The following is a 21,574-nucleotide window of genomic DNA, read 5'->3' on the forward strand; positions in this document are numbered from 1 at the left end:
CTCGAATCATTGGGAAATTCTCGTCCGTATTGACTGATCGAGTAATATTACCCACCGAAATGCTCGCGAATATAGGCTGCAGTCTGACTGGGGCTTAGTTCCTGGGTAGAATTGCCTGAGCGGACGAAGAACCGTTCAGCGGGCGTATCGCGTGCGTCCTTGGTTGTCACGAAAACGGGTGATGGCGACCGATCTATGTCGATCCGGCATACCTCCGTGCCTTCATGTTCGGGGAAGCCAATGCGTATACGTGCAGCGCGATAAGCCTGTCCGAAATGGTTGGTCACCAGATTGGTCAGGTGCAACTGCATTCGATCGCTGTTGCCGCCAAGACAGGCATAGTCTCGTTCTAGCCCGCGGATCGTTCCATCGTCTGCGACACCGATCAGTAGTGTGCCACCAACACGATTGGCAAAACCGGCAAGCGTCTTGATCACGACCTCCTCCAGCTTCTTGTTCTGAATAGCAGCCGCGACATCCCAGCGAAGCGTCTCCTTGAATTCCAGCCGTTCATGCTCCCCTTCGGCGATCAGCGTGACGAGCGGTGACGGTGCACTTACCGGCACAGTAGCAACCGGTGCGTCTGCTCCCGTCACCAGCACACCATTCTTGCGGTCGAGCCAGCCCTTGGCAATCGCTGCGGTGACGACATCGCCGATCAGCGTGCGCAACTGGCTGCTGGTGGATTTGAAGCCAATCGCGCGCGAAACAGCGAGGGCGATCTGGTCGTCGGTCGCGCCAAAATGCGTGCGGACGATATCCAAAACGGCGCGTTCGAGTTCAGCCGGCGGCAGCGCCTCGCAGCGGCGCAAGGTAGTCGAGATCACAGCGCTACGGTCCCGAACATTGGCTTGTCGACCGGGTATCGACAGGAAGTCGCCATCGCGTGCCAAGCGTCCGGTCCGCGCGGAGACGTCCACAGCTTGCTCGATCGCTGTCTGGATGCGTCCACCCGCTCGCTTGAGTCCCCAAGCGGCGCGGATTCTGGCAACGATCTCGTCGAGATGGACTGGACCTTCAACCTCTACGACCTGCTCGGCCAGTCCAGACAAGATACCGCGAGGCGCGTCATGGAGTTCGCTGACGATATGCGAAGGGCGCGAAATCGTCGCCTCCATATAGGCGGCCACGGTGTCCGTGGTTTCATCGATCGCCGTAATGCCGATCTCAGTCACATCCTCGCGCTCGATCGTGACAATCTCGAACGGCACCGCGCGTTTCGCCGCAATACCCGTTGCCTGTGCGTCATGTTCGGCCTTGGCAGCTTCTACCCGCGAGATGATCAAATCGAGTTGTTCGGCTGGCCGCTGAAACCAGTCGGTGCTCCACACGCGGTGGATTGACCAGCCATGGCTTTCGAGCACCGATTGACGCAACCGATCCCGATCGCGCGCGGACCGGGCACCATGATAGGATGCCCCGTCACATTCGATGCCGAGCAGATAGCGTCCCGGCCGATCAGGATCGGCCACCGCCAGATCGATATAGAAACCAGCGAGCCCGACTTGCCGGTGGACTTGAAGCCCACGCGCCTGCAACGCCTTGGCAACCTGCTCCTCGAATACGCTATCATGATCGCGACCAGTACTCTCGGCGAGGGTCATCCGACCGGTTCGCGCGAAATGCAGGAACAGGCGGAAGGCGAACACGCCCTTGCGTGTGCTGGCGAAGTCCGGATCGATATCCTCGTCGGTCATCGACGCGAACACCTCGCATCGTTGCTTCGCTCGGCTGATGAGCACGTTCAGCCGGCGTTCGCCGCCGTCGGTGCCGAGAGGCCCAAACCGCATCGGCACGCGTCCGCCAGGCATCGTCGGGCCATAGCCGACAGAGATGAAGATGACGTCGCGTTCGTCGCCCTGCACGTTCTCAAGGTTCTTTACGAAGAACGGCTCGGCATGATGCGCTTGGAAGAATGCCTCGACTTGGGGCGGCAGTGCACGTCGCAGCAACTCAAGCTGATCGACGATCGCGCGGCGCTGTGCCGAGGAAAAGGCGGCAACGCCGAGTGATAAATCAGGATGGTTGCGCGCATGGGCGATTATTGCCTTTGCTACGATCTTCGCCTCGACGATATTAGTGCGTGTCGTTCCCGTGTCGAAGATGCCGTCGGCGATGTGGTGGAAGCGCAACCCCATGCCGGCCTCGGCGGTATAGGGGCTGGGAACGATGAACAGCTTGTTCTCGTAGAACTGTCGGTTGCTGACCGCGATCAGCGACTGGTGCTTGCTACGGTAATGCCAGCGCAACATACGCATGGGCAGACCACGCGCGGTGAACAGGCCAAGGATGCTTTCGATATCGGCGACGCGACCGACAGCATCCTCACCGTCATCATCATTATCGCCGCCGCTGGTCATCTTGGAGAAGAACGCGGTCGGCGGCAGCTGCTTGGGATCACCGACGACGACGACCTGCTTGGCCCGCGCAACCGCGCCGAGTGCGTCGACCGGCTGAATCTGGCTGGCTTCGTCCATCACCAACAGGTCGAATTCCAATATGCCGGGTGCCAGGAACTGTGCGACCGACAGCGGGCTCATCATGAAGACCGGTTTCAGCGCCTGTATCGCGGGACCGGCCTGTTCCATCAGCTTGCGGATCGGCATATGACCACGTTTGCGGGCGATTTCAGCGCGCAGCACGCCAAGCGGACCAACCGCGCCGCCATCCCTTGCAGGGACGCGCGCGTGGTGGGCGCGGACGACCTCAAGGCTAGCTGACGCGATGCGCTGGCGGTCCATTTCCGCGAAGTCACGCGCTAGGCGACCGTGCAGCGTGCCGTCGAAAATGCCCAATGACGGGTCGGCTGTGACCTGATCGGCATAAACAGCTTCGTAATACGCCATTTCGAACGCCGCGAGCGCGGTATCGGGCGTAAGGCGTCCATCGGCGAGCCGCCGAACGATATCTTCGCAGCCGAGCGACGACGCGCGTCCGGCGCGGTCGCGATAGGCGACCCATTGGAACAGCTGTTCACTGTTCGTAGTCCATTCGGCGAGGCGCGATCGGACCGAGGCGAGCGGGATCTTGGCTGGATCCACGGCACCGAGCGCATACTCCCGATCGAGCCGAAGATAATCGAACAACGCCGAGAGATCGTTCATCAATCCCGCTCGCGTCGTCATAGCGGCATCGGCAAGCCGCTGGGGCTCGGTGTGATCGGCAATGCCGCTGACAAGTAACCTGATATCTGCGTTCTTGGCAATCCAGTCGGCCGCGTTCCGCAGCGCCGCCCACTCGCTTTGCGCGGACCGCCAAGCCTCTCCGAACACCTCGCCGCCGAGTGGTTCCGCCGCTGCGATAGCCGCGGCTGCTCGTTGGCCCTCGGCTAGGGTCGCCAGGCGCGACCGGCGAAGGTTAAGGTCTAGTTGACCGTCGCGCATCCACGTAGCCGAGATGCGGTCCGCGAGATGCAGACGGGTTACCGCAGCCGATGCCGCCACCAGATCCGCTTCGATCGCGTCGTCGGCATCGCCGAACACCACCGTGCCAGCTTTCCAGAGGTCGCTATAGATCGCAGATAAGACCGTGGTTGCTGCTTCGACGGAAGCCGTTGCGCGATGCGTCGCAATTCTGATCGCGTCGCGATCCGGCAATCGCGCAGCGATCTGGCGCGGAACGGAACCCGTAATTTTGAGCGTGCGCATCCAGTCGACCAGACGGATCAACGGCTCTGACGTCGATCGCTCGCCCCGCCAGTCCCGGCCAAAGGCTGCGCGCGCGAAGGCATCTTCGTCCTCCACAATTGCAAGGGCGGTGCGTCCGCGCGCGAGCGCGTCGAGGATCGCCAGCGTTGCTTCAAGCGGGGCGTCCGGCCGGGTCAGCACCGAACGCGCAAGGCGGTTGGCCTGACGCCATTCACCACTGAAAACCTTGAAGAAACCCGATCCATGCGCGGCGAGCGTCGCCCGTGTCGCCGACATATCCATCGTCCACGCAGCTTCGGTGAGGCCGCCATCGATAGCACCGCGAGCAGCTTCGAGAGTTGCCACCGCTGCTGCAATGTCAGCAGCGCGCTCTGTTTCATTTTCCCAGCAAACTGCGGCCAGTGCGACAGGATCAGCGTCTGGCGCCGCAGCGACACGATCACCGATCTGCAATTGTCGCTTTGCTTCCGCAAGCGTAGCGGGCGTGTCAAAGCCAAGCAATCGAGCCAGCATGCCGGTTTCTTCGATCACCCGCGGAACGAGGGTATGGGCTTCGGCAAGCCTTTCAAGTGCTTCGCCAGAGAAATCCGGCGGCAGAAAGGCAAGCGCTGCGGAAGGCTCGACGAGGTCAACAGACCAAACATCCTCGGCTACCGCATCCTTTAGGGTTGTACGGATCGTCGCGTGACGCGTGCCAATGTCGATCAGCGCATCGATTTCGGCACGCTGTGCTTCCCAATCGGGATGGCCGATCGCAGTGTTCGACAACGCGGGTGCTGTGGCGATCCGCTGTGCCAGCGTTGTTAGCGAATTGAGACTTTGTAAATTCAGAGGCGGCGTCTGCACGAGTAGCTCGGCGAGCGTGGCAAGATCGGCGATGCTGCCGTCGATCCGAACTACCAGCATTTCAATGCGATCCCGCAATCGGTCGCCATCCGTCGGCAGGATCGACGACGATCCGACACCGCGCCAGACATGCTCGTCCGCCCGCCCGATCGCGACGATTCGTTCGATCAGTTCACCGATTACGCCATGGCGTTTGGCGAAGTCGTCATCCGACCATGTTTCTGGGCTGTCGAGCGCAATATCGCTCGGCTTCCGGCCGTCCTGACGGAGCCGCGTAAGCTGTCCGACCACCTGATAGGGCGTTAGCGCGGAAGCCTGATGCGCTTTATGCATACGGTCGGCATGGGCGTTCAGCGTATCGCGCGCTTCCCGTAACCGCACATGCAGTGTCCCAGGATCGCGGCCTTTCGGCGCGCCCAGTTCCCAGCTGCGCCGCAATTCCTCCAACAACGCCTTTTTGTTTGCCTTGTTGCTGTGCAGCTCGAGGCAGGCGTCGCCTACGCCGGTGGCGTCCAGTCGCCGTTTCACGACCTCCAGCGCGGCCATTTTTTCGGCGACGAACAGTACGCGCTTTCCGTCCGCAACGGCGGACGCAATGATATTGGCAATTGTCTGGCTCTTGCCCGTTCCCGGCGGACCTTGGATGACCATATCGCGGCCTCGACGGACCTCATGCACGGTCAGCGCCTGCGAGCTGTCACTGTCGAGGATGTGCAGCATTTCCGCGGGCGAGATATGCGGATCAATGTTGCTATCTTCCGGAATCATCTCGGCATCCGGCTCGAAGCCGTCAGACAGCAGGCCGCGGATCAGGGCGCGCTCGGTGATCTTGCCCGTCGCCGGCCAGTTTTCCGGATCGAGATCGCGATACATCAGGAACTTCGCGAACGAGAAGAACCCGAGCACCATCTGGTCCTCGATCACTTCCCATCCCGGCTTCGCGCACACCGCCTCCGCCACTTCCGCAAGATAGGCGGTCGGATCGAATGCATCGCCAGCCTCGAACATCGGCAAACGAATGCCGTGCAGGCGATCGAGAAATATCTCCAGCGACAGGTTGGAGGCATAATCGTCCGGCCGCACGCGCAGCTTGAATTTCTCGCCCGCATTGCCGCGTTCGAGACTGACCGGCACCAGTATCAGCGGCGCATAACGGATGTTGGCGGCATTCTGCGGGTCGATCCATTTCAGAGCGCCGAGCGCCAGAAACAGAATATTGACGCCCTGTTCCTCTTCCAGAGTGCGGGCATCATTATAGAGTTCAAGCAACCGCTTTTGCAGTCCCTTTGGCGTGAAACGCGTCTGAAGGCGCGTATCGCTGTGCCGCGCGCTGACGCCGCGCTCGTCGATCTCATCATCCTCGGGTTGAGCAAGCTCATCGATCTCGTCTATCTCGTCTGTAGGTTCGGTTTCGTCGCCAGCACGCTCTGCCTTTCCGGCGACGAAAGTGAACGGACGACTGTCCCGCACCAGCAGCCGAAAAATTTCGGCGGTCTTTTCGTCGACGATCTCCACCGCACGGGCGCCCTTGGCCGAGCGCGGCATATTCAGCAGACGATTGCGGGCCGAGAGATCAAGCAATTCGGTTCGCGCGCGGTCCAATTTCTCATGCAGCGGCAGGTTACTCTGAAAAATCGAGGTCTGCTCACCGACAACGTCTTGCACTGGATTAGTCGCCATTTTGTCCCGCCCTCGATTCGATGCGGTCATTAAGGCTGCGAGGGACATTCAAGTCCACAAAAGTTTGAACGAATAGAGTGATGCATCCGGATCAGGAGGTAACAAACCAAGTGTGAACAGTTGCCCAAAGCTGTCCTGAAGGGTCGATTTTGGTACACCCGGCATGAAAGCGATGGGCGCTCAGATCATTGGGAATTTCGGTGGCACGACCGCCCCTTGAGGCTGTCCCGTCATCGCTCCTACTCAGTTTCAGCCCATCATCAGTAGCACAGGAACATCCTGTTCTTCACGAGCGGCGCCCAGCCATTCGCGTGCGTGTGCGTTTTTCGTCTGTAGTGAGATCAACGGAGCAGCACGGCTGAGAGCAACCGCCTCACGGGCACGCAAAGCCGCTGCTGCGCTGCGCGCTTCAGTCGCCATCAACGCCAGCGCGTCGCCAGCAACTTCCGTGCCGGGAGCCGTTTTCCACTCCGGGGCTGCGATCCATGAGCGCGAGAGGTCAGCTGCCCCTAGGCTCCCTGTCAGTCGTTCGAGCCTGAGAGCATCGTCCTGAGCGACGCTGATCGCCGCCGCCATCTCGCCCGATAGCGCCAATGCTCCAATACGCAACCCGGACGCCATCGTGCATGCCTCAAGCAACGGCGTCGCTTCGGCAATCGCATACGGTCTTGCGTCCAGAATCCGACGCGCACGTCCGCTGAAGAAACTGCCAAGATTATCAGCCTCATCAGCATCGCGATGCCATCCGATCTCGGCCTTATCGGTGCTCATGCTCCAACGCATATCGACCCGCTCGGCCAGCCCACGCAGGCGATCAAGCATATCATCGAGCTTTTCCGTACGATCGCGGGCGAACTCGTCAAGTAGTTGATCGAGCTTGCCATCTAGCGCACGCACATGCGCGCGCACGCCATCAATCTTTTTGCTCATAACTGCAAAACCGACTGCCGACACTCCGATGCCCGATACGTCCGTCGAGGCCATGGCCGACCGCCTTGATGTGATCGCGGATCTGCCCGACATGCCGCGACACTTCAGCGATGCGGCGCCGCTGGTCGATCACCGTCAGGCTGGCCCCGGTGAAATCCATGAGCCGCTCCGTCAGGCGCGCAACATGGGCAGTATCGTCCGCGTCCCGCGCGGCCTCGTTGCGTTCAACGATGCGGGCGTTTTGCTCGATCACGGCAATGGCCTCGCCGCGATCATGCGCGGCCATGCGCTCAGGACCAACGTGCGTCTGGCGCTCGGCATTCAGCCCGCGTTCCTGATAGCTCTGGTGGGTAAACCGCACTGCCAGCCCTGCTTTGCGGCAAGCCTGATTCATATGCGCTGCCGCCTCCGCGCGGAGCCGCTTCAGGCCAGCTTCATCGGTAAGGCCGTTCACCTTTTCCTGTGCGATCGCCCACTGATGATCGCCGGTGCGTTCGCACGGACGCGTCGAGAAGCAGACATGGGCGTGATAATTGCGCTCGTCACCGCTTTCGTCCGGTCTGTGGACGGCCGCGATCCAGGGCATTCCCAGGCGCCCGAAGTTACGCTCGCAGAAGTCCTTCACAAGGTCATGCCGCTGTGCAGGCGTCAGCTGGTGCGGGAGGTTCCAGACGATGCGACACTGGACCTTTGCATTGGCGCGGTAGCCTTCCTCCACAGCCTCCAGGGCGCGCCAGCAGGCGGCAATTTCCTCGACGGTTTCGCCCATATTGGTGAGCGACACGACATTCTGATCGACGCCGTCAGTTTCCAGCGCCGCCTCGCGCAGGATGTAGATGATATGGTCTGCCGATATGCCATGCCGCCACTTCTTCGATTTCAGCCCCATGTATCGCACGCGAAAATACAATGCGACGCGGCCGCGCCCGTCTACAAGCGGCGCCTCATATTTACGGATGGCGCGCGGCTGCACCTGAGATTTCCGGGCTGCACGGACAGCCGTGCCCGACCGTCTCCTCGCATCCGTCCGCTGACCAGCGGTTTCGCGCGCACGCGGCATGCGGACGTGGAGCGACTTGCCCCAGGTGCCGCCCATCGACCGCTCGACCTCCTGTTCAGCGCGGGCATGATCGATGGCGTCCTTTCTTGCACGCAGTTTTCGCAATATCTCGCACCGCCGCCGCGCCCCTTCGATCGTGCGGTCAGCGGCCAGCATCCGCCGCGCGGTGCGATCCCCCGCCATGAAGATGCGGCAGATCGCAGCGTCCGCTTGCGCCCAGATTTCTGTCTCCGTCTTCAGCAGCACGACATGCTGTCCTTTGCGCCGCAGGCATGGGGGGTGGGATCATCGAGCAAAAGCGAAGTTGACCGGGGTCAACGTTTCTTTCGCATTCCCACCCCCCCTGCCTTCCTTCCTGTCTGGAACTGGTTTTGCCGTGTTCGCTTCATATGGTCTGCGGGCCATACTCATCCTTGCTCTGTCGTGAGGACTGTCAGCGCCGGGCGATACAGACGAACTGGAGTAATCCCCGCAGCCACATCCAGCCAGATCGCGATGATGACCATGTTCGAAACGGAACATGGAGAATGAAGATGGATTTCAACGCAGAAGAGCTTCGCCGTCGCCGCGCCTTCGAAGGCGCCCGCGATGCCAAGGCGAAAGCCGACGCAAAGGCGGCGAAGGCGAGGCAGAGGGTCCGGGCCGCCAAGGCCCGCCTCAACGCGACCACGCGCAGCGAGCAGTGGCACAGGATGAGCGTTGGCTGGCTTGACCGTGAGGCTGGGTACACGGGTGAGATGGCATCTGCGCGCGTATATCTGCGCACCCTCCCGATCCGTGAATATGTCGAGCAGATCTCACCCTATGCGGTCAGCATGCCGGACGCCACTAACATCCAGATGGAGGCGGCGGCGGTGCGCGACAATCTCGACGCCTGGACGAAGGAGGGTGATGCTCTCCTGCTCGAACGCGCGAAGGCCGACTATGTCGCCGAATGCGCGAGTTTCGACAAATGGGAGCGCGACAATCCGGACAAGGGCGGCTGGCGTACGCAGAAGTCAACGCGGGCGCAGTGGCTCCTCATGCTGCGCACCGCCGACGCGCTGGGCATCGCCCCGCTTCGTAGCGCCAATCGCGGCCAGGCGCATGACTGGTTGCGGGCTAACGGCGGCAACATCCGTCTCGCTGCCGCCAACAATGGCACCACCGGGGACATGCCGCCTACTCCGGATCGCCCTGACGACGAAGGTGCCCCTGCTGGCAGCACCGATGCCGCGCAGGATGGCGGAGACATATCGTGAGCGGGGTGCTCGACACGCCGCGCACGGTGACGATCGGCGGCCGCACCGAGACGTTTCGCAATTACGCCGAACTCGCCGAACGTGCGGACATCTTCATCGAGGCAATTCAGAGGATTGAGGCGCGGATGAGTGCCGGTGGGTCGAGCGACGACTGGGCGAGGCTAGCTGAGGCTGCGGGAGCGCTGGAGCAGATTTGCAACATCCAGACTGAATGGCTCGCCGAACATGATGCGCAGATCGCAGCGGACATCGAGCAGGTCCGCCGGGACATCCGCAATCTCACCCTCTCATCCGACACCGACTAGACCGGAGAACAATAGTGGGCTTTATCGGCAACATCGAGACTGCATTGCACACGGCCGGGATCGCTCATACGAGCGACCCCGGTTCGCCGCTCCGGCGCGGCTGGGATTATTGGATCCCTGGCAAACCCGAGATGCGCCCGCTCCAGGCGACGGATGGCCGCGGTATCGCGCGCACGCCACATCCCCTTATTCTTAGTGAAGTGCGACTGCCGAAGAACGCTCATGCCCTCCTGGACGTCGGCATGAGCAAAGATGCACTTGTCGGCGGGATATGGCGGCAATTGCTCATTCGCCCTGGCGATGCCGATGCCAAGAACCGCAACGATCCATTTTCAGTCATCCGCTTCGACTCCTTCTGCAGCCGTGCGGAACGGCTCGTAGCCATCGTGGGGCATCAACCGCGCGATCTCGCGCTCTACTATGCAAACGTCGAGAAGCGCGACAGGAAGCTCTATCAACTTCTGCTGGCCAAGGATTTCCGTGGTGCCTGGAAGCGCGATCCGCAGATCATTCACGAGCCATGGCCGACATCAGTCCGCCGCCTCTGGCATGGTCATGAAAAAGATTATCTTCCGCCGTTCCTGGTCGCGGTTCTCTATGCTGAGACCGCTCGAGCGGCCATGAATCAGTCCGGGCTCATCGAGATGTCGGTGGACGGCGAGACACTCACAATCAAGCGCACACTTGAGCGCCTGCCCATGGCTCGCACTGAGTTTGCACCGACCGCCATCAGACGCACGGTCGATTATGCGCCGTTTCAGTCGTTTGCGCTTGATGTACCTGACGAGTTTCGTGACGAGGCCAGCCGCCAGGATGCCCGCAACTGGCTGCCGAGTGCGGCGGCGCGCATAGCGCTGATGCATGGCACCTATGGCGGTATAAACTTGACGCCAACCTCTCCAGACGAGGCAAAGCACCTTCAGGCGCTCTACGCGCGCAACCCCGCGCTCGCAAAAATACCACGCCTGAATCATGGCGAAGCGTTGCCGCGCGTCGATGTGGCTGCCTTCTGGGGGCTGACCTGGCGCAAGAATGGGGCGGTGCGTCTGCTCGAGATCGCCAATACCGCGCGCGAATGGAATCAGATATTCTGGCCAGACGGGCCCGACCTCTCCGCGCTCCCCCGTCATTTTCTCGCCAAGGCGATCGCGGTCATCGGCTATGACTGGGTCGCCGAGCAAGATTCCCGAATGGCGCTGACGATGCTTGGCGAGGTTCTTTCGAAGGACGAGAAGACGGAACTCGATTTCGAAAATTGGGACCCGTTCATGGCCAACCCCGTGGCAATTGACGATCACCTCGGCAACCGCTCCGGCGAAGAAATGCTAAAAGAAGCGGAGGCTCTGATCCCCATCCTCCCGAAGCCGGGCGAATATGGCTACACAGCACGAAGCCAGGCCCATCTCTGGCTGGACCATGAAGGTGATGACATCGCGCATTACTCCCGGTTTCAGGCGATAGCCGTCGAGCAGCATGCGCGGGTAACCAGGAAGCAGCCTCCATCCGGTCATATGTCCCACATGCCGGAGAACATCGTCGTGCTCCTGGGCCGCGAATATCGCGCTGTTTCAAATAGCGGTCATGGACAGCGAGGCCATAATCAGCCTGCGTTGCCGGAGATGACAACCGATCCTGAGGCAGCACGGGGGGCTCAGATCTTGGGCCAGCAGATATCGCCGCTTTCGACCGATCCGATGCACGCGAAGCATATCCGCGACAGATTGAAGCGCGATAGCGACACAGGCAAAGGCGAGTAACCCCCGCAGCCTCCATATGGTGATCCTGTGATGCCCGGCTGATGAGCCGGGACAAGCCCTCCTCCAGGCGTAACGCAAAACACCGTTCCAGGGTGGACCACACCCAGGAGCCGTCGGGGCTTGTCAGCGCCCGGTTCGATGATTCATGGTCGACACTTGAGGATGAGGCAACCCTGATCGACCGTTTGTTCGGAGTAGACATTGCCTCCCTTTTTGGAGATTCTGATCATGGCCGGTGATGGGTTCGAAGGAAAACGCGTTGTCATCTACGCACGCGTGTCAACGTCTCGTCAGGAGAAGAACGACCTTTCGCTGCCAGACCAGATCGAAACGTGTGAACGCTGGATCGAAGAGAATAGCGCGACCCCGACCCGGATTTTCTCCGAAGCCGGTAGCGCGATGGACGACAGCCGCCCCAGATTCCAGAAAATGATCGCGTGGACTGAAAGCGATGAGCATCCCGTCGATATCGTCCTCGTCCATTCGCTATCGCGCCTGTTCCGCAATGCCCTCGATTTCATGTAATATCGTGAGCGACTGCGTCGCCAGAAGATCCGGATCGTCTCTGTAACCCAGCATTTTGGTGACGATCCTGCCTCGGACATGGCTATCGCCATGCTGGCCATCTTCGACGAATATCATTCTGCCGAAAACGCCAAGCATGTGCGTCGCACGATGATTGCAAATGCCCTGAACGGCTTTTGGAACGGGCAGACGCCCCCTTAGGTTTCCGCAGATACGCTGTGCCCCAGCCGCGCGGCAAGGATCGGACGAAGCTCGAACACGATCCCGAAACCGTCGATCTGGTCAGATATATGTTCAAGACCTATCTCGAGTGCACGGCTGACGGGCCCGTCGGCGTGACAACGCTCGCCGACCACCTCAACCAGCGCGGCGAGCGCATCGATGGCAAGGAGTTCAGCCACTCCAGGGTCCACGATATCCTGACGAACACCGCTTACATCGGCTACGTTCTCTATAATCGGCGCTGCTCACGAACCCGGGAGTTGAGGCCCGAAACAGAGTGGATTCCCATCCCGGTGCCGCCCGTCGTCAGCGAAGAGACATTCTACGCTGTGCGCAAGCAAATGGCGGATCGCGATCCGAAAATGGGAGTCGATGCGGAGAAGACAAACACCAACCTCCTCACCAAACGCGCCGTCTGTGGCTGCGGTGGAGATGGCTGCGGATCGACGATGGGAGCTCGCACCGGCAAATCCGGCAAGCATAGCTATTATGCCTGCCTGGGCAGGGCGAATAAGGGATCGACGACATGCCCAGGCAGATGGGTTCCGAGAATGGAACTCGATACGATCGTCACTGAAGCCGTGGCCGACCATCTGACCCAGCCCGAACGTCTGAAAGCACTTCTCCAGACCTGGCTGGATCGCTCTGCCAGTGCGGTGACAGAGCGTAAGGCGGAGTTGAAGCGCTTACGCGCGCGTGTCACGGCATTGGATGGCGAAAGCGCGCTCGTGATCAAGCTCGTGCGCAACAAGACCTTCAGTCCGGACGATCCTCATATTGCCAGTGAGATCGCCAACATCCGCGCCCAGCGAATCAGCGCCCAAGCCGATATCGATGTTATTGAACGCCAGCTTGAGGCCGGGGATCGCCGCATCACACCGGAAATCGTCACCAGCTTCGGCGATCTCCTTCGGCGGAAGCTGCGGGGTCCAGACCCGCAGGCGCGTCGCGAATATGTTCAGCTTTTGATCGAGCGCGTTGAAGTGGGAGACCGGGCGATCCGCATCACTGGTAAAAACGCCGCCCTAGAAAGGGCAGTCATCGCATCTCAAAACTCAGGCGCTGCGGTGCCCAAAGCTGACCGGAAATGGTGCACCCTAGTGGAGCGTCTTCGAACCAAATTTTCGACATTTTGAAGCAATGGGTCGAGGTTCTTGAACGTACATCGTTGGGCAAAAACAAGCCTACGAGCGTTCAAGATAACGGCACGCCATTGCTAAAGGCAAAGAGGACATCAAACGGGGGGCGCTGAGGCATGGCCCGGAAACCCTCTCAATCCTTGACTGAAAAATCCTTCAGGGATGCCAGCCTCGGTAAGCCGCCTTCGGCGAAATCCTACACAACCCCCGTGTCGCTCCGCATGACCTTGAACCGCGCCGGGTTTGTCGGAGGCTCCAACTCTTGAGTAGATGGAGCCGATATGAGCAAGACGACGAACAAATTTGCGCCGGAAGTACGCGAGCGAGCGATCCGGATGGTGCTGGATCACGAGCGGGATTACCCATCGCGCTGGGCCGCGGTGGTATCGATTGCCGAGAAGATCGGCTGCTCACCGCCGACGCTGCATGAGTGGGTGAAGAAGGCTGAGGTCGACAGCGGTAAGCGGGCGGGTGTCCCAGCCGAAATTGCCGACAGGGTGAAGGCGCTGGAGCGCGAGGTTCGCGAACTGCGGCAGGCCAATGAGATTCTCCGCAAGGCATCGGCATATTTTGCTCAGGCGGAGCTCGACCGCCCGTTTCGGCGATGATTGCGTTCATTGACGATCACCGCGATGCCTATGGGGTCGAGCCGATCTGCCGCGTCCTGCCGATCGCCCCATCCACTTATCACGAGCGCGTCGCGCAGCGACAGGATCCGACACGCTTGTCGGCGCGGGCGCGGCGGGATGCGGCCCTCAAGCCGGAGATCGCGCGCGTGTTCGCCGAGAACTTCGCGGTCTACGGCGTGCGCAAGGTGTGGCGGCAGATGATGCGGGAGGGCGTGCCCGTCGCCCGCTGTACGGTCGCCCGGCTGATGCGCGAGATGGGCTTGGCCGGAGTGATCCGGGGCAAGCCAGTGCGCACGACCATCAGCGACAAGGCAGCAGCTTGCCCGCTCGATCACGTTAACCGCAGGTTCTACGCGCCAGCGCCGAACATGCTGTGGGTATCCGACTTTACCTATGTCGCGACCTGGGCCGGCTTCGTTTACGTCGCTTTCATCATCGATACCTACGCCAGGCGGATTGTAGGCTGGCGAGCCAGCAGGACAGCGCACGCAAGCTTCGTCCTCGATGCGCTGGAACAGGCGCTTTATGATCGACGGCCGGCCCATCGGGGCGGCCTCATCCATCATAGCGACCGCGGGTCGCAATACGTGTCCATCAAATACACCGAGCGCCTCGCCGAAGCCGGGATCGAGCCGTCTGTCGGCAGCGTCGGCGACAGCTACGACAATGCTTTGGCTGAGACGATCAACGGCCTTTACAAAGCCGAGGTGATCCACCGGCGAGGACCGTGGCGCAGCTTCGAAGCGGTCGAGTATGCCACGCTCGAATGGGTCGACTGGTTCAACAATCGCCGGCTGCTGGAGCCTATCGGCAACATCCCGCCTGCCGAAGCCGAAGATCAATATTATGCTGCCGCGGACAACATCGATATGGCAGCGTGACTCACAACCCAACGCCTCCGGCAAATCCGGCGCGGTTCACCTTCGAAGAGAAGGCGAAGCTTGAGCAGGACGCGGCGGGCATGTCTCTCGCGGCTTATATTCGCTGGCGTTTGTTCGATCCTGCCAGTCCACCACCGCGTAAGCGGGGAAGGCTCCGGTCGCAGATCATGCGGCCATCGCGCAACTCCTAGCGATGCTCGGGCAATCGCGGCTGGCAAACAACGTCAATCAGCTCGCACGATCCGCCAATTCGGGAAGCCTGCCATTCACCCCTGAGACTGAGCAGGCTCTTTCTTCGGCGGCTGATGATATCGCCGCGATGCGAAAGATGCTTATTAAGGCACTAAATCTGGGGGACTCATGATCCTCAAGGCATCCCAGCGGAGCGGCGGAAAACAGCTCGGCGCTCATCTCCTCAAGACCGAAGAGAATGAGCATGTCGAGGTTCATGAAGTCAGCGGCTTCATTTCGGAAACGATCGAAGGGGCAATGAAGGAAGCCTATGCCCTTTCGAAAGGCACTCGCTGCGAGCAGTATCTGTTTTCTGTATCGCTGAACCCGCCTCAGGACGTGGCAGTGGATGTTGCAGCCTTCGAAGCGGCGATACGCGGCATCGAGGAGAAAACAGGTCTTGTGGGCCAGCCGCGCATGATCGTCTTTCACGAGAAGGAAGGCCGTCGCCATTGTCATGCAGTGTGGTCACGCATTGACGCAGAGACAATGAAGGCCAAACCGCTCCCCTTTTTCAAAATGAAACTCCGCGATCTGGCGAAGGAACTCTACCTTGAGTATGGATGGGAACTGCCAAAGGGCTTCGCTGATCCGGCGCTTCGCGATCCCCGGAATTTTACGCTGGACGAATGGCAGCAGGCCAAACGATCACACGTTGATGCCCGCGAGCTGAAAGCGGCGGCTCAGGCGGCATGGAAATCTTCCGACAATGCGACATCCTTTGCCCGCGCTTTAGAAGAACTCGGGCTGTTTCTGGCCAAGGGTGATCGGCGTGGCCATGTCGCAGTAACGGTCGAGGGTGAGGTATTTCCTATATCTCGCCTCGTCGGTGAAAAAACCAAAGCCGTTACGGCGCGACTCGGCTTGCCTGACGGCCTAAAATCGGTGCAGCAGACCGTGCATATCCTCGCAGGTGATATGGGTAAGCGAATGCGACTTCATATCGCTGAAGCCCGCCGCCTTGCGGCCAACGCGATGAAGCCGCTCATAGCGCGACGTGAAGAAATGAAATCTGCCCACAAGGCTGAGCGGGCTAATCTCGCCGAGTCGCAATTAAAGCGGTCTGCTCAGGAGCAGAAAAACCGCGCGGCTCGTATTAGGGGCGGCGCTCGGGGGCTATGGGACATAATGACCGGGCGCTATTTCAAAACGCGTCGCGCGAATGAGCTCGAAGCCATGCAAGGTGTGCAGCGTGACCGCGCGCAGTCTCATGCCTTACGAGTTGCGCAAGGCGAAGATCGGCAAAAACTTCAGCAGGAAATCAGATCGAAGCGCGAACGTCACGCAACGCAGGTGCTTGCGCTATATAGGGATGCCGCCCGTTTCCGCCATGAACAGCTAAGCCAAGGAAATAACCGCGATCCTGAATTGGGCCGTTAGGTTACTCAGCGGCGTCCAGCTCGTCATCCAAGGATACGACTTCGATTGCCGGGCCCTTCTGGACGGGTAAGCTAGATGTTGCAGGTGCCATCCATGTTGGCAATTTGCCTACGAACTCGTCGGCTTGGAGCTGCTTGGCGACTTCTGCAAATGGATGACGGAAGAAATGCTGATTGAGAGCGTCGGCAAGGGCTTTCTCTTTTCCCGCACGCGCCAGCGCCAGCACAGCTTCGCCATCCTTCCAGTCGATCTTCGCCTTCACGCGGTTAATCTTTTCGAGTTCCAGCTTGGCCAGTGCATCAGGCGCGATGGTGCCGCTGGTCCAGATTTCAAAGCGCTGTTGTGACTCTCGCAAATGCCCATGCTGAGAATAGTGCGCGCGGAATGTGGGAATCTTCGCAAGCCATTCCTGCACTTCGGCCAAACTCAGAACACCCCCGGCTCCTTGCCTTTGCATTCGATGGCAGTGACCAAGGCGTTATGGTTGGTAATGGTCTGAACGTCGATATCCGCTGTCTTCCCATTGCTCGGGTCTTTGGCGGTGACGCCCATATCCATCGTCATGGCGGAGCGCCGCGATAGATAGCCCACCACCATTTCGAACAGGATGCCCCGAAGGTTCTTGTTGCGCCCCTCGATATCCATGAGATTGTTCAGCAACGAAGTCAGGCGGTCAGGGCTCGAAGAAGCATATTTAGCGGCATTCTTGAGGACTTCGCAGAGGGAGGTGATCGCCTCTCCAACGCGCTTTCCGAACAAATCTTTCGGCGTCGCCAGCATAACGCCCGCTGCATGTCCTGCGGTCAGCGCTTCGCCTGTGAAACCTTCAGCTACGATGATCGACAAAATGCCGATATCCTTGAAGCTTGATTTCAGAACCCGCGCTTTGCGGATGAAAAACTGGATTTCGTGAACCGTTAAAATGCCTTCGGCGAAGACATCTGCCACGACAAAGCCCGGCTTACTGGCCGACCCTTGCAACGGCAGTAGATAGCTTGGCCCAGCCAGATCAAACGCGAATGGGCCGATCGGCTTCAAATCCTGATCGCCCCGAATGCGGATGGCATTGTAACTTGCAAGCCCGATTTTCCGGCACCATTCACGCAGGCCGTCCAATACTACGCGTTCGGTGATGTCCCGTGCGCGCATGGCAGCAGGCGTACCCAGCGCCAAGCTCGGAGCCGTATGGAAGCAACGGCCATACTCAGGGTCGTGGAATTCTTTGAGGAAATCAGACTTGATGAGACGGTTCATGACCGTTTCAGCCGGGACTTGCCCCGTCTTTGGCCTTATTGTCGCGCCGCTGACTACAGCGAATTGCTCAGCAGGGATCACGCCGCCACGAGCTATAACGCCGTCGATTGCGGCTGCCGTGATCGAATTGGTTTCGCGGAGATCGCGCAAGAAATTATGCCAGAACCGTTCTACGTTCCGGTCCTTCTCCAGATATAGAAACGCTTCCCGCTTAGGCAGAAGCGGAACAGGGAAGCTGCGGATTGGAGGCTTGGCCCGCGATACGCGCTGGCGCGCCGCCTCTGCGGATAATCCAGATGCGACAAGAGCCTCAACGATCCGTGAGGAACGAGAGGGACCATGCTCGGAAAGGTACTGCGCAACGGTAGTCATAGGGGCATGTCACACTGCTTAATTTATTAATTCAACTACCTTCATGCCCCTCGATTTTCAAGTGCTGTCACGAGCTGTTATATTTCAATGACTTACGTGGCACTTTTTGGCAGCTATTTTTCACCCTCTGTCACAATGGTTTTTGGAGCCGCAATTTTAGCCTGCTTTGACATCCGACAATAGGGCCTGAGCATTGCCTCCGCATTGATTGGCGATTGATGGCTTGCCCGGTTATCGGAGCCACTTGATAATCCAGCGATTTGAGACCTTAGGACATTCAAACCTGTAGGTGACAAGGCGTTTCAGCCTTCTCCACGTCGTTGCGATCACAGATGGCACCCAGCTTAGTGACGATCCTGTCGTTCTCCGCACGCTGGCCTAATCAAGGGCGGCGAAAACGCGGAGGAAATCCCGATGATAATCGCCAACTCAGAGCTACAAAAGAAATCCAATGCCCAGCTTGCCGCTCTTTTTCAGCAATGTGCAAAAGAGATTGCAGCGCTTCCGAAACCAAACGTTCGCCGCGAGGAGCTTTCGATCCAGCTTGCGAAGATCGAAGCTGAGCGCGCCCGGCGTGGTCCCGGCCTTTAGGGCTGGCCGCTACATATAGAATGCCAACTGATCGAGCGTCAGCAAGGCCTGTAACGCTCTGGCCATTGTGTATTCGCTGCCCGCTACCCTGCCATGGCTGACGGCATGACGGGAGCCTGCCGTGCCTATGTCGTCCTTGTTAAAATCGGCATAGGTGTAATCCTTGAGATATTTCCCAAACTCAACCGGGAAAAACAGAGTGTCCTTGCCGCCCGCCCTCTGCTCCGCCTGATCAATCATGAAATCGGGCAGTTTGTTGGAACGATAAGGCCGCTGTCCATGCACATGATGATAGGCGTCCGACATCACACCCTCGATCTCGCTCAGGATGATTTTGACAACGGTGACGGGTTCAACGTTTTTGAAAGCGTTAATCGCTGGCCTCAGAATTTTTTCACGCTCCTTAAGGTGCGAGCGCTCCATCCAGCGCGCGAACATTCGTTCCAGCCGGGTTTCGTCAAAAGCCGCTATCAGGCTTCGCTCTGTGTCATCGAGTGGAAATTCAGCCTCGATCATTCCGAGCAATGCCCGAATTTCTGCGGTCCCCAGTTCAAGAAACGGGAACCAACCTGCATCGACCATCCCCTTGAATGTCGGCTCATGCGCAAGGGAAGCATAGAGGTCTGCATAGCGCATACGCCGAAAGAGAGTGCCAAGCGCACGCTTGGCCTCTTCCACCACTAAATCACCATCAGGATTGAAATCGAAATAAAGGGCAAAACGCCATCCTTCGCGCAAGATGCAAAGAATTCGGTCCTTTGGTCCGACTTCGACAAGTGGGAACCACAGCCCGGTGATATCTGCGATATCGTTCTCGAACAGTACAGTTCCAGCCGCCATAGGGCCGGGGCGCTTCAAGGCACTGTATGTGCACATCGCAGCTTTATCGACCCACAGCTCTCCAGTGTCGTCCGGTCGCAGCACCATAAAAACGGTCTGGGCTCTGCTCAGGCTGGGGTATTCTCCGACAAGGTTCGCGCTGCCCTCTATACAAGAAGCGAGATTTCCTATGATTTTTTGGAATATTGCTTGATCGGACGTCAAGGCCATTCGCGTCCACATCTCAGCAGATTGACCGCCTTGAGCAGCTTCCGCAAGAACACCAGCCATTATCATGTCTTTCAGGCGAATAGGTTCGCCCAAATTGCCTATGTCTGCTGCCTTGGGCGCGGGTATATCATCGGTGACAAGATCGCTCATCGTTTCAATATATGCGCTGTTGAGTTAGCTGACCAGATTTTGGTGCATATCCCCCCGCTATCGCGCCACGCGCCAGTTACGCCGAAGCTTTCTAGTTGGAGGCGTTATGACACAGACAACACAGCCTATTGTCATCGACTATTCTCGGAATTTTCTGCCCGGCTCGCCGCTCGCCGTGACGGTCATTCTTTCAGATCAGACTTGGGATTTACTCACCAAGCATATTGATGATGTCTGCCATTTTGGCGCGCCGGGCTTAATGCCGCTCAACCTCAGAATTGAGCGCTACATAGAGATCGAGGCGGCAGTCCGCTGTTATACGACAGAGGATGCTCTTGACGAGGCGAACGATCTAACAGGGGAAATTCCCTTCTGACCGTCTCGCTATCCCCCCGAATCTGTGTAGGACGCGGCGCAATTATGAATGAGGTTCAGATGGCCTGAACCTTGTTCAACAGGAGGCATTCCGATGGAAAACAACCCTTACAATGCGGGGAGCCGCGACGCCAGCAATGGCCAAGGCGCGGCCAATCTGAAAAATGCGCCTTCGCAGGCGCGCGAGAGATACAATGCCGGGTACGCGGCCGAACGTCAGCGGCAGCAGAATAAGACCTAACAGCCCCCTTTCGTGAAAGAGTAGCGCCGCCGGATAATCCAGCGGCGCTTTTTTATGCGCTGAAACTTGCGAGAAAATCGGCTGCGGCCTGCGCCTTGCTCGCGGCGGTGAAAATCGCGCGACTATCGTTCTTCAAAACCTTAAGCCAGCTTGCGATATAGGGTGCATGATCCTTGCGGGGATCGCTCGGAAGGCCAAGCTTGCCCGCGATGAAAGCCGCGCCAAGCTCTGCGACCAGTTCCTCGACGGCGTAGGATTCAGAACCGAAACGCCCCGATAAATCGCGATCCAGCCGCAACTCGCCTCCGCTCCAATGCGTCAGCTCATGGCTCAGCACTGAGTAATATGCTGGTGCGCTTGTGAACCGGGCATAATCTATCATCTCGACCTGATCGCTTTCCGGCTTGAAGCAAGCGATACCGCCGCCATGGGTGATATGTGCCGGGATGCTAGAAAAGAACCGCTCGGCGCGCTCGATGCGTTCGCTCTCTGAAAGCTGTGGGATTTCCGGGGACATGTAGCCGTCCACCTGATCGGCGTTGAACACGCTGTACCTTCGGGCAACGAAACGCCCGCGAGCCTCGCCGTCTTGTTCCTGCTTTCCTTCCGCTTCGCTAAGGTTCTTCCAAAAGAACACGCTTGCCGATTTCTCGCCTTTGCGGACCTGACAGTCCTTATCCTGCCATTGCTGGTAAGTTGCCCATGTGCCCGACTGGTAACGCTTTGCCTCTGCTATCATCCATAAAGATATGACGTTCAGCCCGCGATAGTCGCGCCCGCTGGCGACATTCACGGGGCAAGCAATGTCTTGCGCCATGCGATGCCATGGCATTTTGAACTCTGCCGCGCCCTCCTCGATAGCCGTAACGATTTGGTTGGTGATGGTTTCATAGATGGTTGCTGTCATGGCCTTTTCCTTGGGCTCGGGTTGCGTGATGCAACCCGTTGCCTGTCGGCGAGACCGGGGGTGGAAAGGCGCAATGCCGCCATTGCCGGAGGGGTATCACCTGGCCTGCACGGAAGCGGAGCGGAGGAAGGTTGGGGAAACCGTCAATGGCCCGAAGGCTT

At 59.2% G+C, this 21,574-nt stretch carries 19 protein-coding genes and 1 other annotated feature; of the genes, 12 read left to right on the forward strand and 7 right to left on the reverse strand.

What is annotated here, in order from left to right:
* Positions 1-47: 47 nt before the first annotated feature.
* The 3 genes from U5A89_RS10005 to U5A89_RS10015 form a co-directional block, all read right to left on the reverse strand.
* Positions 48-6,173: a DUF3320 domain-containing protein gene (locus U5A89_RS10005; RefSeq protein ID WP_338160999.1), complete on the reverse strand. Its 6,126-nt coding sequence runs from the start codon at positions 6,171-6,173 to the stop codon at positions 48-50.
* A 249-nt stretch (positions 6,174-6,422) separates the two neighbouring features.
* Positions 6,423-7,103: a hypothetical protein gene (locus tag U5A89_RS10010; protein WP_338161000.1), complete on the reverse strand. Its 681-nt coding sequence runs from the start codon at positions 7,101-7,103 to the stop codon at positions 6,423-6,425.
* Complete coding sequence (locus U5A89_RS10015) at positions 7,087-8,409, reverse strand: MobA/MobL family protein (protein ID WP_338161001.1); 1,323 nt, start codon at positions 8,407-8,409, stop codon at positions 7,087-7,089. Before U5A89_RS10015 ends, U5A89_RS10010 begins: the two co-directional genes overlap by 17 nt.
* 287 nt (positions 8,410-8,696) lie before the next feature.
* On the opposite strand from U5A89_RS10015, the gene U5A89_RS10020 reads away from it, so the two are divergent.
* The 9 genes from U5A89_RS10020 to U5A89_RS10055 all read left to right on the forward strand — a co-directional run bounded on the left by U5A89_RS10020 (position 8,697) and on the right by U5A89_RS10055 (position 16,473).
* Positions 8,697-9,404: a hypothetical protein gene (locus U5A89_RS10020; protein ID WP_338161002.1), complete on the forward strand. Its 708-nt coding sequence runs from the start codon at positions 8,697-8,699 to the stop codon at positions 9,402-9,404.
* Positions 9,401-9,709 (forward strand): hypothetical protein, encoded by a 309-nt coding sequence (locus U5A89_RS10025; protein WP_338161003.1) that lies wholly within the window; start codon positions 9,401-9,403, stop codon positions 9,707-9,709. The genes U5A89_RS10020 and U5A89_RS10025 overlap by 4 nt, the downstream gene beginning before the upstream one ends.
* 14 nt (positions 9,710-9,723) lie before the next feature.
* A complete protein-coding gene (locus U5A89_RS10030; RefSeq protein ID WP_338161004.1) occupies positions 9,724-11,466 on the forward strand; it encodes a hypothetical protein in 1,743 nt (580 codons plus the stop codon).
* Between the two features lie 213 nt (positions 11,467-11,679).
* Complete coding sequence (locus tag U5A89_RS10035) at positions 11,680-11,991, forward strand: recombinase family protein (RefSeq protein ID WP_338161005.1); 312 nt, start codon at positions 11,680-11,682, stop codon at positions 11,989-11,991.
* A 78-nt stretch (positions 11,992-12,069) separates the two neighbouring features.
* A complete protein-coding gene (locus tag U5A89_RS10040; RefSeq protein WP_338161006.1) occupies positions 12,070-12,192 on the forward strand; it encodes a hypothetical protein in 123 nt (40 codons plus the stop codon).
* Between the two features lie 17 nt (positions 12,193-12,209).
* A complete protein-coding gene (locus U5A89_RS10045; RefSeq protein WP_338161007.1) occupies positions 12,210-13,349 on the forward strand; it encodes a recombinase family protein in 1,140 nt (379 codons plus the stop codon).
* 284 nt (positions 13,350-13,633) lie between these two features.
* Positions 13,634-14,862, forward strand: a protein-coding gene (locus U5A89_RS10050) for an IS3 family transposase (protein WP_338159455.1) whose coding sequence is annotated in 2 segments (ribosomal slippage) — positions 13,634-13,922 and positions 13,922-14,862 — 1,230 coding nt in all. Because the reading frame shifts where the segments join, the coding sequence is not laid out codon by codon here.
* Positions 13,915-14,031: a sequence feature (AL1L pseudoknot), on the forward strand. (Overlaps the previous gene by 117 nt.)
* Positions 14,863-15,055: 193 nt before the next feature.
* Entirely contained in the window at positions 15,056-15,226 is a 171-nt protein-coding gene (gene mobC, locus U5A89_RS21350) for a plasmid mobilization relaxosome protein MobC (protein WP_445190644.1), read from the forward strand.
* Complete coding sequence (locus tag U5A89_RS10055; RefSeq protein WP_338161008.1) at positions 15,223-16,473, forward strand: relaxase/mobilization nuclease domain-containing protein; 1,251 nt, start codon at positions 15,223-15,225, stop codon at positions 16,471-16,473. Before mobC ends, U5A89_RS10055 begins: the two co-directional genes overlap by 4 nt.
* Position 16,474: 1 nt before the next feature.
* On the opposite strand, the gene U5A89_RS10060 is transcribed toward U5A89_RS10055, so the two are convergent.
* Together U5A89_RS10060 and U5A89_RS10065 are read right to left on the reverse strand one after the other, a co-directional pair.
* A complete protein-coding gene (locus tag U5A89_RS10060; RefSeq protein ID WP_338161009.1) occupies positions 16,475-16,897 on the reverse strand; it encodes a hypothetical protein in 423 nt (140 codons plus the stop codon).
* 2 nt (positions 16,898-16,899) lie between these two features.
* Complete coding sequence (locus U5A89_RS10065; RefSeq protein ID WP_338161010.1) at positions 16,900-18,099, reverse strand: hypothetical protein; 1,200 nt, start codon at positions 18,097-18,099, stop codon at positions 16,900-16,902.
* A 414-nt stretch (positions 18,100-18,513) separates the two neighbouring features.
* Between U5A89_RS10065 and U5A89_RS10070 the strand changes: the two genes are divergently transcribed.
* On the forward strand, positions 18,514-18,690 hold the full coding sequence (locus tag U5A89_RS10070; RefSeq protein WP_338161011.1) for a hypothetical protein: 177 nt from the start codon (positions 18,514-18,516) through the stop codon (positions 18,688-18,690).
* A gap of 9 nt (positions 18,691-18,699) precedes the next feature.
* Here U5A89_RS10070 and U5A89_RS10075 read toward each other — a convergent pair whose 3' ends face one another.
* A complete protein-coding gene (locus U5A89_RS10075; RefSeq protein ID WP_338161012.1) occupies positions 18,700-19,890 on the reverse strand; it encodes a hypothetical protein in 1,191 nt (396 codons plus the stop codon).
* 106 nt (positions 19,891-19,996) lie between these two features.
* On the opposite strand from U5A89_RS10075, the gene U5A89_RS10080 reads away from it, so the two are divergent.
* Complete coding sequence (locus U5A89_RS10080; protein ID WP_338161013.1) at positions 19,997-20,266, forward strand: hypothetical protein; 270 nt, start codon at positions 19,997-19,999, stop codon at positions 20,264-20,266.
* Between the two features lie 93 nt (positions 20,267-20,359).
* Complete coding sequence (locus U5A89_RS10085) at positions 20,360-20,506, forward strand: hypothetical protein (protein WP_338161014.1); 147 nt, start codon at positions 20,360-20,362, stop codon at positions 20,504-20,506.
* 52 nt (positions 20,507-20,558) lie between these two features.
* Here U5A89_RS10085 and U5A89_RS10090 read toward each other — a convergent pair whose 3' ends face one another.
* Entirely contained in the window at positions 20,559-21,413 is an 855-nt protein-coding gene (locus U5A89_RS10090) for an ArdC family protein (protein ID WP_338161015.1), read from the reverse strand.
* Positions 21,414-21,574: the final 161 nt, after the last annotated feature.

Origin of the sequence: Sphingobium sp. HWE2-09, assembly GCF_035989265.1 — a bacterium.
Taxonomy (GTDB): domain Bacteria; phylum Pseudomonadota; class Alphaproteobacteria; order Sphingomonadales; family Sphingomonadaceae; genus Sphingobium.

What these genes read in the sequence shown, in the direction of transcription:
- U5A89_RS10010 (WP_338161000.1), bottom strand. Translation starts at nt 7,103, where the DNA reads ATGAGCAAAAAGATTGATGGCGTGCGCGCGCATGTGCGTGCGCTAGAT.
- U5A89_RS10020 (WP_338161002.1), top strand. Translation starts at nt 8,697, where the DNA reads ATGGATTTCAACGCAGAAGAGCTTCGCCGTCGCCGCGCCTTCGAAGGC.
- mobC (WP_445190644.1), top strand. Translation starts at nt 15,056, where the DNA reads ATGCTCGGGCAATCGCGGCTGGCAAACAACGTCAATCAGCTCGCACGA.
- U5A89_RS10070 (WP_338161011.1), top strand. Translation starts at nt 18,514, where the DNA reads ATGATAATCGCCAACTCAGAGCTACAAAAGAAATCCAATGCCCAGCTT.
- U5A89_RS10065 (WP_338161010.1), bottom strand. Translation starts at nt 18,099, where the DNA reads ATGACTACCGTTGCGCAGTACCTTTCCGAGCATGGTCCCTCTCGTTCC.
- U5A89_RS10080 (WP_338161013.1), top strand. Translation starts at nt 19,997, where the DNA reads ATGACACAGACAACACAGCCTATTGTCATCGACTATTCTCGGAATTTT.
- U5A89_RS10075 (WP_338161012.1), bottom strand. Translation starts at nt 19,890, where the DNA reads ATGAGCGATCTTGTCACCGATGATATACCCGCGCCCAAGGCAGCAGAC.
- U5A89_RS10055 (WP_338161008.1), top strand. Translation starts at nt 15,223, where the DNA reads ATGATCCTCAAGGCATCCCAGCGGAGCGGCGGAAAACAGCTCGGCGCT.
- U5A89_RS10090 (WP_338161015.1), bottom strand. Translation starts at nt 21,413, where the DNA reads ATGACAGCAACCATCTATGAAACCATCACCAACCAAATCGTTACGGCT.
- U5A89_RS10085 (WP_338161014.1), top strand. Translation starts at nt 20,360, where the DNA reads ATGGAAAACAACCCTTACAATGCGGGGAGCCGCGACGCCAGCAATGGC.
- U5A89_RS10040 (WP_338161006.1), top strand. Translation starts at nt 12,070, where the DNA reads ATGGCTATCGCCATGCTGGCCATCTTCGACGAATATCATTCTGCCGAA.
- U5A89_RS10005 (WP_338160999.1), bottom strand. Translation starts at nt 6,173, where the DNA reads ATGGCGACTAATCCAGTGCAAGACGTTGTCGGTGAGCAGACCTCGATT.